Genomic DNA, 17,702 nt, shown 5'->3' with positions numbered 1-17,702 from the left:
GATTATTACTTGCAGCCGGGCAGATTCGAGCGGTACACCAGATCTGCGCCGAGTCGTGCGTCCTCGCTCAGCAGCATGTCCGCTTCGAGCTGACGCGACGCCTTGGCCGGCGTTCCGTCGGCACCGAGACGACGATCCGCAGGCCGCTCGTAGAGGCTGTCGCCACCGCACATCGCCTTGGCGAGGCGACGCTGACCGTCGATCGTCCGCTGCTGCGCCGCAGCAACGTAGTCCGCACGCTTGTCGGCCGGAACCGACTCGACGAATGCCTGCGGGTGCACGACGGCGATCAGTCCGGAGACGTGACCGAAGCCGAGGCTGGTCAGCAGACCGGCGCGCAGCGGAAGCTGATCACCGAACTTGAGCGGCTGACGTGCCCACACGAGGTGCTCGAACTCGGCCATCTTGTCGTCGACGCAGTCGAGGCTGCGGTTCGGCGGGACGATGCCCTGGCTCAATACCTGGCAGAGCCCGATCAACTGGAAGGCTGCGGCACCGCCCTTGGCGTGACCGGTCAGGCTCTTCTGCGAGACCACGAACATCGGCGCACCTTCACTGCGTCCCAGCGCCCCGGCGAGGCGCTCGTGCAGCTCTGCCTCGTTGGGATCGTTGGCGGCCGTGGAGGTGTCGTGCTTGGAGATCACGGCGATGTCGTCGGCGCTCACGCCGAGAGCGTTGAGCGAGAGTGCGAGCTGCGAATCCGCTCCCCCGCGTCCGGCGCCCAGTGCTCCGAGTCCCGGTGCCGGGATCGAGGTGTGGACACCGTCGGCGAACGATCCGGCCCAGGCGACCACACCGAGGACGGGCAGACCCATCTCGAGCGCCAGGTCACCACGAGCGAGGAGAATCGTTCCGCCACCGGCCGACTCGACGAAGCCGCCGCGGCGACGATCGTTGGCCCGCGAGAAGCGGCGATCCTCGATGCCCTTGGCGTGCATGTCGTCGGTCTTGGCAGTGGCCGACATGTCACCGAAGCCGATGATGCCTTCCGTGCTCAGATCGTCGAACCCGCCGGCAACAACCAACTGCGCCTTGCCGAGTCGGATCTTGTCGACGCCTTCTTCGACGGATACTGCTGCCGTGGCGCAGGCTGCGACGGGGTGAACCATCGCGCCGTAACCGCCGACGTACGACTGAACGACGTGCGCTGCAATGACGTTCGGCAGCGCTTCCTGCAAGATGTCGTTCGGACGGTTCTCGCCGAGCAGCGTGTCGATGTACAGGCTCCTCATGGAGGTCATGCCGCCCATGCCCGTGCCCTGCGTGTTGGCGACCAGGCTCGGGTGTACCCAACGGAGCAGTTCGCTCGGAGTGAAGCCGCCGGTAAGGAAGGCGTCCACCGTTGCGACGATGTTCCAGAGTCCGACGCGGTCGACCGAATCCGCCATGTCGGCGGGGATGCCCCACTTGGTGACGTCGAAGTTGGTCGGGATCTGGCCGCCGACACTACGAGTCAGCTTCATCTTGCGCGGGACGCGGATCTCGGTGCCTGCGCGGCGAGTGACCGTCCAGTCGCCGGACTCGGCGGAAACCGTGGCCGTCGTGTTCTCCGGATCGGATTCGACGAAGGCCTGCGCCTCTGCCTCACTGCCGACCACGAAGCTCAGATCCTTGTCCAGGAACACCGAGGTGAGCAGCGGAGCGGTGTTGTCGATCATCGCGCCCTCGTCGACGTAACGACGGATGCCGCAACGCTCGACGACTGCGTCGTGGTACTTGTCCGCGATTTCCGCCTCGGGTACCAGGTCGCCGGATTCGACGTCGTACCAGCCCGGCTTGGGGTCGTTCTCCCAGACGATGAGTCCGGTGTTCCACGCCAATTCGAGAACGCCTGCGGCAGAGAGCTGCTCGTCGACCTCCATCTCGAAGCGGGTACGTGAGGAACCGTAGGGTCCGAGCTCTCCGGCACCCACGATGACCACGAGGTCCGCGGGAGTGACGTCCAGTTCGGGCCAGCTCGGAGCCTTGACCGAGTCGTCGAGACGAGCCGGTGCCGGCAACGCCAGGATGCTGGACTCGTCGACGGCTTCGTCAACGGCTTCGGCGATCTCGGCCACCTCGGCAGCTTCCTTGGCCAAAGCACCCAGATCCAGGTTGGCCTCGGACAGTCCGCCGGTCAGGTCGACCTCGAGCGGAGCCTCTGCAGCGGCGCGTCGCGATTCGCGGGTTGCCGTCTTCAGCAGTTGGGTGGCCATCTCCTGGGTGGACCAGGTGCGGACGCCCGCAGCTTCGACTGCGTCGACGATCGGATCGTTGTGACCCATGAGACCGGTTCCGCGAACCCAACCGATGACCGCGTGTGCCAACGTGACCCGCTCAGCCCAGTTGCGCTCGGCCTTCCAACGGTTGACCACGGCGATCAGCGAAGCCTTTGCCTCACCGTAAGCACCGTCGCCGCCGAACGTTCCGCGGTTCGGCGAACCGGGCAGCACTACGTGCAGGTGGGTGTCGACGTCGCTGTCGTAACCGATCTTCGACAGACCGCCGATGAGACGCTCCACCGACCAGAGCAGCACGCGCATTTCCATTTCGGCGCGAGCGCCGGCGTCGGAGAGTTCACCGCCGACACGGGGAGCTGCGAACGGGAAGAGCATCGTCGGCGTCATGGCCGGCTTGATGAGCTTCTTTGCGCCACCTGCGTTCTCGGTGGCCTCGTTGCCGATCCAGTCGATCAGTGCGTCGACGTCGGTGTATGACGCCATGTTCGCGGGAACCACCCAGAGGGCTGCACCGGCGCGAGCGTTCTCGCGGTACAGGTCGCGGTAGAAGCCGAGGCGCTGACCGTCGAGTCGCGAGGTGGTCACGAATACCGTTGCGCCACCGGCAAGGAGCTTGCCCGTGACCGCTGCCGCGATGGAACCCTTGCTGGCGCCGGTCACTACTGCGACCTCGCCTGCCCACTCGGGTGCGTCGGATTCTGTCGTCACGGCCGCATCAGCGATGCGGGTGTAGACCTCGGCGAGCGCCGTGCGGCCTTCGTCGGTCGCGCGGGTGGCCCACCACTTCGCCTGTGCGGCGACAGTGGAACCGGCACCGATGAAGTTCTCGACCGACAACGCGGTGTCACCGAGCCAAATACGAGCGAGATCCTCACGCGCACTTGCCCAACGGTCGTCGAGCAGGACCGCCTTCTGCGCGTCGAATGCCGGAGCAACCAGACGCGGCCAGTCGGAGCCGAGTTCAGCCGAGACCAGGTCGACCAGTTCGGTGTCCTCGACCGTCGCGACTGCTGCTTCTTCGTTCAGTCCGAGCTGCTCGAGCACCAGGCGGGCGGCCGAGGCCAGAACGCCGTTGCGGCCCGTGATGTTCTCGGTGAACTCGCCCAGAGCGGCCGCGTCGACGGTTCCGCCGCTTCCGCCACCGGTGGCCGGCAGCGAGACGCTGACTCCGCGAGCAGAGCCGACCGAGGCAACTGCGCTGTCGATGACTGCGTCCACTGCTGCAGCGTCGGCCAGTGCGCCGGAGCTCAGGCCACCGAGGTCGCCGCCGCGGATGCTGGCGCCGTCACGGGTACCGAGAGCCACTGCTGCGGTGACGTGATGTGCCCAGCCGTCGCCCAGCTCCCAGACCTTCTTGACGCGGTCGGCGATGTAGCCGGGACGCTTGCCCGAGGGGCCGAAGACCTTGCGCAAATGATCGTTGATTGAATCGGAGAGCACCGGTCCGAACGGCTTGTACGTACGGGCGAGCTTGTCGACGGTTGCCCCCAGGGAGCCCATGTCGGCGTCTGCTGCCCCGTCGATTGCACCGAGGGAGAGCTCGGAGCCGAGGTCGACCAGAAGCTGGTTGCGACGCGAGGAAACGCCGTCGCACAGTGCCTCGATCGTGTCCGCGGGGCCGACCTGATCGGGACGGAGCTTGGTCCACAGGCTGATCAGGACCTTCGTGGCGTCGGGCGCCTTGAAGGTGAGGTCATCCGGACGCGGTCCACCCGAAGGTGCAGCCGGCGCGGCAGCGGCAACCGGAGCAGCGGCCGCGGCGGCCGGAGCAGCCTGCGCGGCAGGCGCTTCGATCTCGTCGTCGTCATCGACAGCGGGGTCGACGTCGGTGCCGTAGACGATCGCAGCTTCGCGCTCGACGTTGAGAACCTCGACCGGGTAGCCGAAGCGGCCCGGCAGCTTGAGGGTCTGAGACGCGAGGTTTGCAACGGTCGGGGCAGCGCCGAGACCGATCTCGACGAAGCGCTCGACTCCGAGTCCACCTTCGGACTCGTCGCTGAAGAGCAAGTCCTGCGTCTCGATCCAACGGACCGGGCTGGCGAACTGCCAAGCCAGCAGCTCGATCAGGATGATGCGGGACAACTCGTGAGTGCGCGTTGCGTAGCTGTCGAAGTCTGCGAGGACTTCCTGCAGCGGCTCGGACGGCACCAGGTCGGCGATTTCCTGAACGAAGTCACGACGCAGCGAGAACGGCTTCGGAACCAGGTTCGGGATGTAGCGGCCGATCAGGATGTCCGGATCGATGTCGTGCGGGAGCAAGTCCTGCAGGCACACGCGGAAGTCCGCCACGCCACCGCGAAGGACGGTGGAGTGGAACGGCACGTCGATGCCGGGAACCTGGATGTATGCCCGCTTGCCACCGAATTCTGCTCGGCGACGATCAATTTCGACCTCGAGTGCGTCGAGACCGGCTACCGAACCGGCAATGGCGTACTGGCTGCCGCGCAGGTTCAGGTTGACGATTTCGAGGAACTCACCGGAGGTCTCGGCGACACCGGCGACGAAGCCCTGCACGTCGTCGTCGGAAACACCGATCTGCGACGGGCGGATAGCGGCCATGCGGTAGTCGGAGCGTCCGGCTTCGTCGCGGGGAACGAGCTGGTGCATGGCCGAGCCACGCTGGAAGACGACCTCGAGAAGCGCTTCGAGCGGGAAGACCTCGGCGACAGCGGCGAGTGCGTTGTACTCACCGACCGAGTGACCGGCCAGAAGCGAATCCTCGATGAAGGTTCCGGACTCGCGCAACTCGGCAACCTGCGCAACACCGAGAACGGCCATGGCCACCTGGGTGAACTGCGTCAGGTGCAGGACACCGTCAGGATGCCTGTGCTCGACACCACGGGCCTTGACGGTCACCGGGTTGTCGCGCACGACAGCGAGAATCGAGAATCCGAGTGCCTTGCGGGTGTGCTTGTCCGCGCGCTCCCAGACGTCGCGGGCAGCCTTGGAGCGAGCACGAGCGTCGAGGCCCATGCCCGGGCGCTGGATGCCCTGGCCGGGGAAGGCGTAGACGGTCTTCGGCGCAGCGGTGCGGCCGGTGGCAACCATGACCAGTTCACCGTCGATGCGGCAGCCGACCTCGACGATTTCGGCACCCTGGTCGATACCGACACGATCGACGCGGACATCGATCTCGGCGCCGGGGCGAACCATCCCGAGGAAGCGGGCGGTCCAGGCGGTCAGGCGGCGCGGCGGGACGCGGGTCTCGGCCGGGTCGACTGCGGTGACAACCTGCTGCGCTGCGGCGGAGAGCCACATGCCGTGCACGATCGGGGTTCCGAGGCCGGCCAGCAGAGCGGCGTTGTCGGAGGTGTGAATCGGGTTGTGGTCACCGGAAACCTGAGCGAAGGCGCCCATGCTGACCGGCGCAAGGATCTTCGCGTCACGGCGACGACGACGCGAGGTGTCGACAGCCGCGTCGCTGATCGATCCACCGGCGCGAGCCGGGTCGGCGAGTTCGCCTGCGCCGGTGCGTCCGCGGATCGCGAAACGCTCGGTCATGGTGACGACTGCGGGGGCGTCGAGGCCCTCGCCGAGCATGGCACCGACCTCGACCTTGACCTCGACGACACGACCGAGGTCGGTGTCGAGAACCGAAGCGACCTCGGCGTTGACGACGAGAATGCTCGTCTCGGACGGCAACTCACCGACGAAGTCGACGGTGTGGTCGAGGTGGACCAGGTCGAGCATGCCTTCGATGACGGAAAGACTGTCGAGCTTGGCTGCGCCGAGGACCGCGAAGACGGCGGGCCAGCATGCTCCGACGACGACGTCCGGAACAGCTTTGCCGCTGACACTGAGCGTGGCGGGCAGGCCGGAACCTGTGACACCGGCGTGATCGGCGATTCGATCGGGTACCCACGCGACGTTGAGGCGGGCCTTGCCGTTCTTGACTGCCGGAAGTTCCTGTCCGGCAGCAACTGCCAGCAGCGCGGACATCGCACCTTCGGCGTCTGCCTCGGTGACGACCGGAGCGCCGCCGTCGACGACGGACTCGGGAATCGTGATCGTGATGTCGACGGACTTGTCTGCCACCAACGGAACCGAAAGCAGCACGTGCGAGGAATCGACGACGGTCAGACTGGAACCGGTGGTGCCGTGAACTGCCTTGTCGGCAGACTCTGCACTCCACTCGTCGAGGTCGCCGAGACGGCGGACGGGGTTCTGGGTCAGGCGGCCGGCCCATTGGAGGTCGGGAGCCGAGAGGACGGCGTCGAGAAGTCCGGGTGCGGAATCCTGGTGGCGACGGCTCGCGAGTGCAATCGGAGTGGTTCCGGCAGCGACCAATTCGTCGTAGGTGGCCTTCTCGAAGCGATCGAGCAGGTCACCGACCGGCTCGTCGACACGGGTGATGCCTGCGACGGCAACGGTGCCGGGGATGACGCAAACCTGATCGGCGGTGTAGCGGGGATCGTGTGCCTGCCACAGGGAGTCGCTGCGCCACCAACGACGCACGTCACCGTCGACGACGGGAACGAAGTTGACCGGCTTGCCCGGCGTCTTGCACAGCGAGATGAAGAACGAGACGTCTGCGGGATGCAGAACGGTCGTCGAGTAGTCCGGGTACGACGCCTGCAGTGCGCAGATCGCAGCCTCGGGGCGCTCGAGAGTCTCGGCGTCGCCGAACAGCGTGGGAATCGGGCCGCGGTCGACCGGGTGCAGACGCGCCTCGGTGCGCTGGAGCATCTCGCCGAAGCGAGCACGCCAGGTGATGTCGAGCCACGGGCTCGAGGTCGCCTCGACGATGGCGTCCTGAAGATCTGCGCCGCAGTCGAATTCCTTCGCGGCGTCGATGCCGACGGTCAGTTCGAGGTAGCGACGCAGCCACTGCGCGTACGTCATGGTCTCGACGTCGCCGAAGTAGGGCTTGGCGGTGACGTCGAGGGCGGCGATGATCTCCTCGCGGCGCTCGGCCACTGCCTCGGAATCACCGGCAACCTCGTCGAGGAGGCGTCCGGTACGCGAAGCCGCGTTGTCGATTTCGTGGATGTCGGCACCGAGCTGGCTACGGCCCGAGGCCATTCCACCTTCAGCGGTACCGGCACCGACCCAGTCCGGCGTACCGGGTGTGTCGACGAGGAGCTGCTTGACCTCGGGAGAGGTGGTGGCCTCGAGAGTCGCCATGGCTGCGGTGCCGACCAGGATGCCGTCGACGGGCATGGCCGGGAAACCGGCTGCGGCAGACCAGCGGCCGGTCAGGTAATCGGCTGCGCGCTCCGGTGTTCCGATGCCACCGCCGACGCAGATGACCAGGTTCGGACGTGTACGCAGCTCGGCGTACGTGTCGAGGAGCAGGTCGTCGAGGTCTTCCCACGAATGGTGTCCACCGGCGCGGCCACCTTCGATGTGGACGATCACGGGGAAGTTCGGAACCTCGTTGGCGATACGGATCACGGAACGGATCTGCGCCACGGTGCCGGGCTTGAACGCGATGTTGGTGATGCCGATCTCGGACAGCTCGTCGATGAGGGCAACGGCCTCTTCGAGTTCCGGGATACCGGCGGTGACGATGACGCCGTCGATGGGAGCACCGGCAGTACGGGCACGCTGCACCAGACGCTTGCCACCGAGCTGCAGCTTCCACAGGTACGGGTCGAGGAACAGGGAGTTGAACTGGACCGCGCGGCCCGGCTCGAGCAGCATCTTCAGCTCTGCGACACGGTCTTCGAAGATCTCCTCGGTGACCTGTCCACCACCGGCAAGCTCGGCCCAGTGACCGGCATTGGCTGCCGCGGCGACGATCTTGGCGTCGACCGTCGTCGGCGTCATGCCTGCGAGCAGGATGGGCGAACGACCGGTCAGCTTCGTGAACGCGGTCTCGACGCCGATGCGGCCGCCGGGAAGCGCAACGGGCTTCGGCGCGAACTCGGACCACGAACGTGAGACCTCGGGCGCAGCGCCGGGAGTGAGCAGATTGCGGTGTCCGCCACGGGTGGCGGCGGCAATGATGCCGATGCCCTGTCCACGCAACGAAGAGGACGTCATACGGGTCAGCTGATCGCTGGGTCCGAGATCGAGAATCCACTTGGCGCCGGCGGAGATTGCGCCGTCGACAGCCTCGACCCAGTCGACCGGATCGACGAGGACACCCTGCGCAAGTTCGCGCGCACGGTCCGCGTCGAGACCGCAACGGGTTGCCCAGCTGCCGACAAGTTCGACGGCCTCTGCCAATGCGGGGTGGTGGAAGCCGATTTCGGTGTCGAGCGGATCGAAGGACGGAGCGAAGACGGAACCGCCACGCTTCTTGCCCTCACGCTCACGGGCTTCTTCGGCTTCGATCTGCTCGCAGCGTTCTTGCACGCGGGCCAGCTGAGCGGGCGGCCCGGCAAGGACGACGCGGCGACGGCCGTTGCGAATAGCGAGGACAGCCGCGCGCTCGGGCGCCACACCCTCGGCAAGCTCGGCGACGATGGCAGCGAGACGCTCGGGATCGACGCCCGAAACTGCAACCATCGGCTTCGCGGAGGCGCCGGCGATGACGCCACGGCGACGGCCGACGAGGCTGGCAGCGGCGCCGACGAGCTGCGCGACGGCGAGGAGCTCACCGTCGTCGTTGCCCTGCGCGGCTACGGCAGCCGTGGCCAGAAGGCCCTGCGAGTGGCCGATGACGGCGGCCGGTGGGTTACCGGCTACATCCAGACCCTGAGCGGAGAGTGCACGCAACGCCGCAAGCTGCGTGAGGAAGACGCCGGGGAGTGACACCGGAGCTGCGGTGAGCGCTGCAGCGGACGGACCCGCCGACTTCTCGCCTTCTTCTTCGTCGACGATCTCGGCTTCGAGCATCCACGCGATCGGATCGAACCCGACCGGGCGAACCACGAGAAGATCCTGTGCAACGGGCGCGAGGCGTGCGGCTGCGTCGTTGACCAGATCGGTCAGAACGGGCTCCAGGCCGTTGTCACGGCTGAGCTCCTCGAGCGAGGTGAGCCAGGGAGCGCCCTGACCACCGAAAGCGATTGCGTAGGAAACGCCGTTGTTCAGCGAATCGACGAGGGCACCTTTACTGGTCGTGCGGGACTGTCCCCCATCGACGCCGAAACGGCGCCCACCCTTCGAGTCGCGTCCGTTTCCTGTAGGTGTCGTGTCATCGATCGTCACGCGTACGTCCTCTCCTGGTCACCTCTGCGGCGAGGTGGGATTTGCGGTGTGCTGCCCGGCTGAAGTGCTCGCGAATTCGTCGAGAGAATCGACGGAGTCAGGGCGTTCGTGCAAGACAAGGTTTACACAGAATCATGAGGATTTCCTCACGTTTGTCGGCGCCCTGGAAATCTGGACTTTCGGGGCCGTGATCTTCCTCACGACACTTCGAGAAAGTGACTCGCGAGTAGGTCGCGAACGCCCTGCCTGGGACTGTTACCGGGATTTTCAGAAACCTGAGGAACCCCTCATATTTATTGTTACCAATTCGTGACCTCCTTGACGGACGGTCGATCCCGTGCGTTCGCGGCCACAATCTGTCGGACCCTCTCGCTACGTTCAGCTCGTCCACACAGGACAACTTCTCGGGGGGAGAAATCATGAAAGACACAGACGTAGCCAGAGCGGTCGAATTCATCGCCGCCGAACTTCCGCGCGAGGCTTGGCCGCATTGGAATCAGGGATGGCCGCGCGAGTCCGAAGCCGCCCTTCTCGACGCGATCTTCTCGTCGCGCGCCGCCTACGGAACGCCGAAGACCGGAGTCCGCGCCGTCGTCGACCGTTGGCGCACACACCGCTCGGTAGCCGCCGGCGAACATCTCGACAGCCTGTCCGCTCTCGCCGCCTTCACCGACCGTGGCGACGAACTCGCAACGGTTCTCGGCAATCGCCAGCGCGTGCCGGGCAACTACTCCACCAAGGCCGAAGGTGTAGCTCGCGCAGCCAAGGCGCTCGTCGACGCCGGTTGCCGGTCCAGTTCCGACGTCGAGGACACCGAAAGCCTCCGCTCGGCAGTCGTCTCCGTTCCGGGCCTCGGCCCCAGGACCTTCGAAACGCTGGTGTTCTTGTCCGGGAAGTTGTCGGCAGCCTCTATAGATCTGCTTGCACGGTTCGCCACCGAGGCGAGCAGCAGCGAGGAATTGTTGTCGAGCACCGACGCAACCGAATTGCTTGTTGCGGTGTCGGAACACCTCGACGTCGATGTTCGGACACTCACCCACGCTGCGTGGCGGTATCAACGCACCGCTGAACAACCGCGCCGATCGAAGAAAACCACCACCTCGCCGGCAGCGGATCCGCTCGCCGAATCGGCCTGAGAGCAGGCGGGCACATCCCGACCAGGGTGGTGTTCCCGCGAGCGATTCCACTCGCGTATCCTTTGAATTCCGCGCGCGAGTGGCGGAATTGGCAGACGCGCTGGATTTAGGTTCCAGTGTCTCAGGACGTGGGGGTTCAAGTCCCCCCTCGCGCACAACGAAGAGCCCCGCCGGATCTGATCCGGCGGGGCTTTTTCAATTCTTGATCACGTTCAGCGCTTTCGATCCTTGACCGGTGGAGTCATGTACGTCGTCCGACTCGGCGTCAGCCCCAGACGGACCGAGCTCTCCAACCACGTGATCGCCGCTGCCGTCGGATCCACAACTGGAACATGAATCCCTGTGTCATGCAGCCTGTCTCGGACTGCGTCGGTCACACCGAGCATGCCGGTGCAACCGAGAACAATGGAGTCCGCCTCCCCGTTCTCCACGGCCGCAGACGCCTGATCGGCCAGTCGATCGATCAGCACCTCCCGATCGGTGAGTCCGAGGACCGGCATGTCCACGACTCGAATGCTGCCCAGCCGAGTGTCCAGCCCGTATCGCCGAGTGAGCGATCGAAGCATCGGCACGACATTGGGCAGGATGGTAACGACGCCGACCCGATCGCCCAGACTCATCGCCGTCAGGAAGGACGGCTCGAAGCCGCCGACCACCGGTGCGTCGATGATCTCTCGGGCGGCATGCACTCCGGGATCGGCGAAACACGTGATGAACACACCGTCGACGCCGTCAGCGGCCGCCTCTTCTACCCTCTGCACGACCCCGGGGCCGGCCAGTGCCTCGTCGTACTCACTCTCGATGCTCGCCGTTCCGGAACGCAGCGAAACGACGTCGACCCTCGTACCGGGCGCTGCCCAGTGCTCCACCTCGGCTGTCACAGCAGGCGTGAGTGTGGTGTCGATGACCGGACGAATCACTCTGATGTGCATGAACGCTCCCCTGTTGTCGGATACGCCCGAGGTTATCGATGCAGTTCAGCCGGGAGAATGTGTTCAATGCCCGACGGTGCGGTCGAGGATGGGCGTAGCGCACATGCAGCTTCTTCGACACGCCGTGGCACGGCTCCTACGACACGCCGTGGCGCGGCCTTTACGACACGCCGTGGCGCGGCCTTTACGACACGCCGTGGCACGGCCTCTACGACACGCCGTGGCACGGCTTCTACGACACCGTGTCGGAGATCGCAGGGCGAGGCACTATAGCTCTCAGGTACCGTCTTAGTGTGTCCAAGAACGCTACGAAACGCCGACCTGCGCTGATTGTGCTGGTCATCGTGTCAGCCGCCGGCTGCCTCGCGCTCGGCTGGTGGCAGTGGGAGCGCTTCGAAGCCGTCGGAGGGTCCGGACAGAATCTCGGGTACGCGTTCCAGTGGCCGCTGTTCGCGGCGTTTGTCGTGTACGCGTATCGCAAGTTCGTTCAGCTCGAAGACGTGGACCCCGAAGAGGCCGAGGCCGAGGAAGCCGCCGCGGAGCCGCGTGAGATTCCCGCCGACCTCTTGCCGCAACGCCCGCAGGCCGAGTTCGACGATGTGAACCTCGACGTCGACGATCCTGAAGCCCGCCAAATGCTGGAATACAACGACTACCTTGCGCAGCTCGCCGCTCGCGAGTCCGATAGGAGCACGACGTGAGTACCGGTTCGGAAGCGAGCATCGCTACCCCCGCAGTCAACGCAGAAAAACAGAAGAAGGTTGCGTCGGCGCTGGTCCGATACCGCGTTCTCGCCTGGATCACCGGCCTCTGGCTGCTGTTCCTGACCGGTGAGATGGTCTACAAGTACCTGATTCTCGACAATTCCGCGGACGCACCGTCGTGGTTGTTCTACATCGGTCAGATCCACGGCCTGTTCTACATGCTCTACCTCGTGTTCACGATCGACTTGGCAATCAAGGCCCGGTGGAAGCCCGGGACGACGGTTGCCACCGCGCTCGCCGGCACGATCCCCTTCTTGTCGTTCGTGTTCGAGCACAAGCGAACCGCCCAGGTGAAGCAGGCTTATCAGCTCTGAGAGTTTCGAAAAGTAGAGCCCTGAACGCAGACGCGTTCAGGGCTCTACTTTTCGGATTCGGTTCAGCCGGCCAGTGCGGCCAATGCCGGAACGAGCTGCACGAGCGCGCGCCCTCGATGTGACGCCGCATCCTTTTCGGCCGGGGTGAGTTCTGCGGCCGAGCGGGTGTCGCCGTCCGGACGGAAGATGGGGTCGTATCCGAATCCGCCGTCGCCGGCCGGTTCTCGGCCGATCACCCCGCGCCATTCGCCGCGCACGACAGTCTCGTCGCCGCCGGGGATCACCAGTGCACAGGCGGAGACGAATGCCGCGCCCCGCCGCTCGTCGGGCACGTCCCCCAGCTGAGCCAGCACCAGAGCGGTGTTCGCGCCGTCGTTCCCGTGAGTGCCCGACCACCGCGCGGACAGCACACCCGGCATCCCGTTGAGTGCATCGATCTCGACACCGGAATCATCTGCGATGCAAGCCATTCCGGTTGCAGCGGCCCCGTCACGGGCTTTGGCGAGCGCATTCTCCTCGAACGTCGCTCCGGTCTCGGGGGCTTCGGGGAACGGCGGAACCTCGTCGAGCCCGACCAGTTCGATTCCGTTCACTCCGGCGGCGTCGAGAACTCGATGAAGTTCCTTCAGTTTCTTGGCATTTCGGCTGGCAACCAATACTCGTACGCTCACAGCTCAGGCACCGAACTTCTTCTTGGGTTCCGGATTCTTCGGTTCGGGGAGCACCCCGGGATACGGCTCGGCCAACGCCTGACGCTGTATCTCGAAAAGTTGCTCACAACCCGCCAGAGCGGAGTCGAGCAGCTTGTCCAGCGTCGAGCGCGGGAAGGTGGCGCCCTCACCGGTTCCTTGAATTTCCACCAGAGTGCCGGTATCGGTGGCCACGACATTCATGTCGACCTCGGCACGCGAATCCTCTTCGTACGGAAGGTCGAGACGAACTCGTCCGTCCACGACGCCGACGCTGACGGCCGCTATGCCACACGAGATGGGCTGCGGGTCGGAAAGCAGGTCGGCTGCGCGCAGGTACGTCACGGCGTCGACCAGGGCTACGTATGCCCCCGTCACTGCCGCGGTGCGAGTGCCACCGTCGGCTTGGAGGACGTCACAGTCGAGGGCGATGGTGTTCTCACCGATTGCCGCGAGATCGATGCACGCCCGAAGTGACCGGCCGATGAGTCGACTGATCTCCTGCGTGCGTCCGCCGACCTTGCCCTTGACCGATTCGCGGCCACTGCGTGTGTGCGTGGCGGCCGGAAGCATCGCGTATTCGGCTGTCAGCCAACCCAAGCCGGAGCCCTTGCGCCAGCGGGGTACACCTTCTTCGACACTGGCCGTGCACATGACGCGTGTGTTCCCGAACTCGACCAGAACGGATCCGGCCGGATGACTGGTGAACCCGCGGGTGATCTTGACCGTGCGGAGCTCGTCGTCCGCCCTACCGTCTTCTCGTGTAGTCACCTTCGTGAGCCTAGCGGTCGCCCGGTCGGCGCTGCATCGAATGTGAGGGGAATCAGATGTCGTAGACACTTCCGGCGGAGACGGCATGAACCGGTCCGGAGAATTCGGATTTCGCTTCGGCGATCACGTCTTCACGCGATGTCCACGGCGGTATGTGGGTGAGGAGAAGTTCCTTGACGCCGGCGAGCGCAGCCACACGGCCCGCTTCCTTGCCGGAGAGATGGACTCCCTCAGGTCGATCGGGGCTGTCGGTCCACGACGCTTCGGAGAGCAACACGTCTGCACCACGCGCGAGTTCGACGACGTTGTCGCACATACCGGTGTCGCCTGTATAGACGAGCACGCGGCCGTCGGCGCCGGTGATCCGGAATCCGTAAGCCTCGGGTGGATGATTCATCCGACGGGCGACGACGCTCAGTTCTCCGAATGTCACCGGCTCGTTCTCGGCCCAGAGCCGGACGTCGATGGTGTCGGAGATGTCGTCCATCTCGCCGGCGCACTCGGCGGAGGACACTCCGATGCGGCACGCGGTGTCGGTGGGGCCGTAAACCAGAGCCCGTCCGACCGGCGGGTTGGGGTGATAGCGACGCCAGACCAGCAGGCCGGGCATGTCCAGACAGTGGTCCGCATGAAGGTGCGAAAGCAGGATCGTCACCTCGCCCGGATCGGCGTATCGCTGCAACGCCCCAAGAACTCCCGGGCCGAAGTCGATCACGAGCGGCGGAGTTCCCGGTGCCGTGAGCAGGTATCCCGAAGCCGGTGAATCCGGACCCGTGACGCTGCCGGAACACCCCAGGACGGTCATGCGCATACCGGTCATGCTGCCACGTCTACCCGTCTGGGAAAAAGCTCTTGGTGGTTTTGGCGCGTCGAAGTCACACCGCAGTGAGGGTGTGACCCACGTCCGTTCAGAAACTCGGTGGTCGAACGGCCGGCGTCGACCCCGCGCGCTTGGCCCTCTCCCCCGACGTCAGCGCCCACGCGGCCACCACGCCGCCGATCGCTCCGAACAGATGTCCTTGCCAGGAAACCCGTGGATCGCTCGGCAGTACGCCCCACAGCACTCCGCCGTACACGACGAAAACAGCAACGCCGATCAGGATCTGGGTGAAGCTGCGCGTGAAGAACCCGCGCACCAGCAGGTAGGTGACCCAGCCGAAGATCAGCACGGACGCACCCACGTGATTCGAGTTCGAGCCGGCGAACAACCAGGTCCCGACACCGCCGATCACCCAGATGATGCCGGTCGCCGCGAGTCCGCGCGCGATTCCCGTCACCAGCACGAGGTATCCGAGAATCAGCACCGGAATGGTGTTGGCGATCAGGTGGCCCCAGTCGTCGTGAAGTACCGGGGCGAACAGGATTCCCCACAGACCGTCGAGCGTGCGCGGGGTGACGCCGGCATTCTGGACATTCTGACCGGAGATGACATCCACGATCTCGATCACGTAGAGCAGGATCGCGAAGCCGCCCACCAATACGGCCGACTGCTTCCACACCGAGGGCGGACCGGATTTCGGTGCCGGCGTCCGGGTGCCGAAGTCCGGATTGTTGAAATCCATCGTCATCGTGTGCGTCCTCCACCGTCGATCCGGTTTTTCTGATTCGCTCACTGGCGACCAGGCTCAATTCGAGATTACAACCGACACCAGGAGTGCTGCCTAGAGAAATGCGGACGGGAAGAGTTCGCGGTAGCTCGGGATTCCGGCCACCGACGTGGCGTCGAGAATCGCTGTGACGATCGCACGTTCGACCACCTGCGCCGACGCTGCGCACACTGCGTCGAGTACGGGCAGATCGTTCGGGAAGGCGGCCGGAACCGCGATCTCCGAATTCGGCTTGTGATCACCGGTAGCGAGGGCGAAGATCGTGTCGCCGTCGAGCGGCGAATGTGCGGGCCGAATCGCACGAGCCAGACCGTCGTGACCTGCGACAGCGACGCGTCGGCACCCGGCTTTGGTCAGGGCGGCGTCGGTGGCGACCACACCGATCGTGGTGTTGAGGACGGTTCCCTTGGCCGCGACGGCGTTGGCTGCCGCGAGTTCGGACGCGTCGGGAGGCCTGAGTCCGAAAGATTCCGCGCCGTCCGAGCCGACGCCCCACGGCAAACCTGTTCGCGGATCGAAGACCGAACCCACCGGATTGGTCACGATCAAGGCGGAGACCGTCGTCCCCTCGGCGGGGCCGTCGGCGATCACGACGCTGGCCGTTCCCACGCCGCCTTTGAGCGCTCCGGCTCTGGCACCTACCCCGGCGCCGACCGTGCCCGTGGCGAATTCGCGCGAAGCGGTGTCGGCAGCGAGGAATCCGAAGTCTCCGGTCGGACGAACGTTCCAGTCGCCAACCGGCAGATCGAAGATCACGGCGCCGGGCACGATCGGTACGACCTGACCAGGAGCCCCCATCGCGATCCCGTGATCGTGTTCCTCGAGCCAGCGCATCACTCCGTCGGCCGCGGCAAGTCCGTATGCACTGCCGCCGGTCAACAGCACGGCATTGACCTGCTGAACCGAATGGCTCGGGTCGAGCAGGTCGGTCTCGCGGGTACCCGGACCGCCGCCGCGGACGTCGACCCCCGCCACCACACCGGCCGACGCGAGCACGACCGTGCAGCCGGTGGCCGCGCCGCTTCCGAGTGTGGCGCCCTCGTCGAGTTTGTGGTGATGGCCGACTGCGAGGCCGGCGACATCTGTCAGTGAATCAGTGGGCCCGGTCCGCGTCGTGGTCATGGCATGAGCGCCTGGACGAGGGAGTCCTGCATCCACGTCAACCAGTGATAGACGTCGAGATGCGGGGCTCGCGGGTCGTCGGGTTCGAGGCTCTCCGGGGTGTCGGCGTCGATGCCGAGATTGGTGCCGAGCGCGAGACGGACGTCGTTGAGCGAGGACAGCCAGGCGTCGGCCTGTTCCTGCGTGAGAACGACCTTGCCGCCTGCCTCGGGAAGCGAAGCCAACAGCATTCGAGCGGACTCACGTTTGGCGTCGATGATCTCGGGCTCGTGCAAACTTCGCAGCGCACCGTTGACATTGGCACCCGCGTCGTCGAGATCGTCACTGTCCGGAGCGACCTTGTCCGGATCGGTGCGCTGGAAGTCGGGAAGCAAACGTGCCAACACCGGATTGTCCGGGGTCTCCGAATTTCCGGTGCGAAGGCCCGTCAGCGCGGCGAGCTCGTCCTGCGGCGCCGAAGACGCACGCTCGTCGAGAAGCCCGGTCACCGACTCCACGAGCGAGCGCAGAACTGCCGCCTCGTGGCCGTCCATCTCGGACTTGAACTTGACTCCGCCAAGTGAACTCTTCCTACTCCACGTCCGCACGCGTCGGACTCCCGTCTACGAGTTAGGCGAACAAATCGGTCGAAAAGGGCTTTTCTCAGGTGTCGTCGCGTTGCATCGTGGCCCAGAGACCGGCCGCGTGGAGGCGACGGACATCGGCCTCCATCTTGTCGCGCGAACCGCTCGAGACCACGGCCTTGCCCTCCGAATGGACCTGCATCATCAGGTCGGTGGCCTTGGCTTTGCTGTAACCGAACAACTTCTGGAACACGTAGGTCACGTAGTGCATGAGATTGACCGGGTCGTCCCAGACGATGGTCACCCAGGGCCGATCGGCGGCTTCGATGGTCGCCACAGCCTCCGACTGCTCGGGCGTGGCTTGAGGAGAGGAAGCCGTAGCGCCTCTCATCGTTACGTTCGCCGAGTAAGTGCCGGACACGGTCGCGCCGCCGAAAACCATGTATCCAGGGTACGGCGCGACGAGAGGCGACAACACCCACCCACG

At 65.4% G+C, this 17,702-nt stretch carries 12 protein-coding genes and 1 tRNA gene; 4 read left to right on the top strand and 9 right to left on the bottom strand.

Going from position 1 to position 17,702, the window contains the following annotated elements; translation table 11 throughout:
• Positions 1-5 precede the first annotated feature (5 nt).
• Positions 6-9,317 (bottom strand): type I polyketide synthase, encoded by a 9,312-nt coding sequence (locus DBV08_RS31545; protein WP_124570024.1) that lies wholly within the window; start codon positions 9,315-9,317, stop codon positions 6-8.
• 419 nt (positions 9,318-9,736) lie between these two features.
• Between DBV08_RS31545 and DBV08_RS31540 the strand changes: the two genes are divergently transcribed.
• On the top strand, positions 9,737-10,453 hold the full coding sequence (locus tag DBV08_RS31540) for a hypothetical protein (RefSeq protein WP_124570022.1): 717 nt from the start codon (positions 9,737-9,739) through the stop codon (positions 10,451-10,453).
• Between the two features lie 73 nt (positions 10,454-10,526).
• A tRNA-Leu gene (locus tag DBV08_RS31535) sits at positions 10,527-10,608 on the top strand.
• Between the two features lie 57 nt (positions 10,609-10,665).
• Here DBV08_RS31535 and DBV08_RS31530 read toward each other — a convergent pair.
• Positions 10,666-11,385: an aspartate/glutamate racemase family protein gene (locus tag DBV08_RS31530; RefSeq protein WP_124570020.1), complete on the bottom strand. Its 720-nt coding sequence runs from the start codon at positions 11,383-11,385 to the stop codon at positions 10,666-10,668.
• Positions 11,386-11,678: 293 nt separating this feature from the next.
• Here DBV08_RS31530 and DBV08_RS31525 point away from each other — a divergent pair, with 293 nt between their 5' ends.
• Both DBV08_RS31525 and DBV08_RS31520 read left to right on the top strand, forming a co-directional pair.
• Positions 11,679-12,086: a transcriptional regulator gene (locus tag DBV08_RS31525; RefSeq protein WP_124570018.1), complete on the top strand. Its 408-nt coding sequence runs from the start codon at positions 11,679-11,681 to the stop codon at positions 12,084-12,086.
• On the top strand, positions 12,083-12,463 hold the full coding sequence (locus DBV08_RS31520) for a DUF3817 domain-containing protein (RefSeq protein ID WP_003945334.1): 381 nt from the start codon (positions 12,083-12,085) through the stop codon (positions 12,461-12,463). The genes DBV08_RS31525 and DBV08_RS31520 overlap by 4 nt, the downstream gene beginning before the upstream one ends.
• 62 nt (positions 12,464-12,525) lie before the next feature.
• Here the strand turns inward: DBV08_RS31520 and rdgB are convergent, their stop codons facing one another.
• The 7 genes from rdgB to clpS all read right to left on the bottom strand — a co-directional run bounded on the left by rdgB (position 12,526) and on the right by clpS (position 17,606).
• Positions 12,526-13,134, bottom strand: a complete 609-nt coding sequence (rdgB, locus tag DBV08_RS31515; protein WP_095973031.1) for an RdgB/HAM1 family non-canonical purine NTP pyrophosphatase — start codon at positions 13,132-13,134, stop codon at positions 12,526-12,528.
• A gap of 3 nt (positions 13,135-13,137) precedes the next feature.
• Positions 13,138-13,923 carry a ribonuclease PH gene (rph, locus tag DBV08_RS31510; RefSeq protein WP_003945332.1) on the bottom strand — a complete coding sequence of 262 codons (786 nt, stop codon included), beginning with the start codon at positions 13,921-13,923 and terminating at the stop codon, positions 13,138-13,140.
• Between the two features lie 52 nt (positions 13,924-13,975).
• Positions 13,976-14,734: a cyclic nucleotide-degrading phosphodiesterase gene (locus DBV08_RS31505; protein WP_007733274.1), complete on the bottom strand. Its 759-nt coding sequence runs from the start codon at positions 14,732-14,734 to the stop codon at positions 13,976-13,978.
• A gap of 97 nt (positions 14,735-14,831) precedes the next feature.
• Entirely contained in the window at positions 14,832-15,491 is a 660-nt protein-coding gene (locus DBV08_RS31500; RefSeq protein WP_095973030.1) for a rhomboid family intramembrane serine protease, read from the bottom strand.
• A 93-nt stretch (positions 15,492-15,584) separates the two neighbouring features.
• On the bottom strand, positions 15,585-16,652 hold the full coding sequence (locus DBV08_RS31495) for a P1 family peptidase (RefSeq protein WP_124570016.1): 1,068 nt from the start codon (positions 16,650-16,652) through the stop codon (positions 15,585-15,587).
• Positions 16,649-17,239, bottom strand: a complete 591-nt coding sequence (locus tag DBV08_RS31490; RefSeq protein ID WP_003945318.1) for a DUF2017 domain-containing protein — start codon at positions 17,237-17,239, stop codon at positions 16,649-16,651. Before DBV08_RS31490 ends, DBV08_RS31495 begins: the two co-directional genes overlap by 4 nt.
• A 55-nt stretch (positions 17,240-17,294) precedes the next feature.
• The gene (gene clpS, locus DBV08_RS31485; RefSeq protein ID WP_029255695.1) at positions 17,295-17,606 is read right to left on the bottom strand and encodes an ATP-dependent Clp protease adapter ClpS; all 312 of its coding nucleotides are present in this window, start codon (positions 17,604-17,606) and stop codon (positions 17,295-17,297) included.
• Positions 17,607-17,702 lie beyond the last annotated feature (96 nt).

This window comes from Rhodococcus sp. KBW08 (assembly GCF_003852455.1).
GTDB lineage: Bacteria > Actinomycetota > Actinomycetes > Mycobacteriales > Mycobacteriaceae > Rhodococcus_F > Rhodococcus_F baikonurensis.
Note: the sequence above shows the minus strand (reverse complement) of the source record. Positions and strands in the feature narration are given on the sequence as shown.

Coding starts and splice junctions, on each gene's coding strand:
- DBV08_RS31540 (WP_124570022.1), top strand. CDS start 9,737: ATGAAAGACACAGACGTAGCCAGAGCGGTCGAATTCATCGCCGCCGAA.
- DBV08_RS31530 (WP_124570020.1), bottom strand. CDS start 11,385: ATGCACATCAGAGTGATTCGTCCGGTCATCGACACCACACTCACGCCT.
- DBV08_RS31505 (WP_007733274.1), bottom strand. CDS start 14,734: ATGCGCATGACCGTCCTGGGGTGTTCCGGCAGCGTCACGGGTCCGGAT.
- DBV08_RS31500 (WP_095973030.1), bottom strand. CDS start 15,491: ATGACGATGGATTTCAACAATCCGGACTTCGGCACCCGGACGCCGGCA.
- DBV08_RS31495 (WP_124570016.1), bottom strand. CDS start 16,652: ATGACCACGACGCGGACCGGGCCCACTGATTCACTGACAGATGTCGCC.
- clpS (WP_029255695.1), bottom strand. CDS start 17,606: ATGAGAGGCGCTACGGCTTCCTCTCCTCAAGCCACGCCCGAGCAGTCG.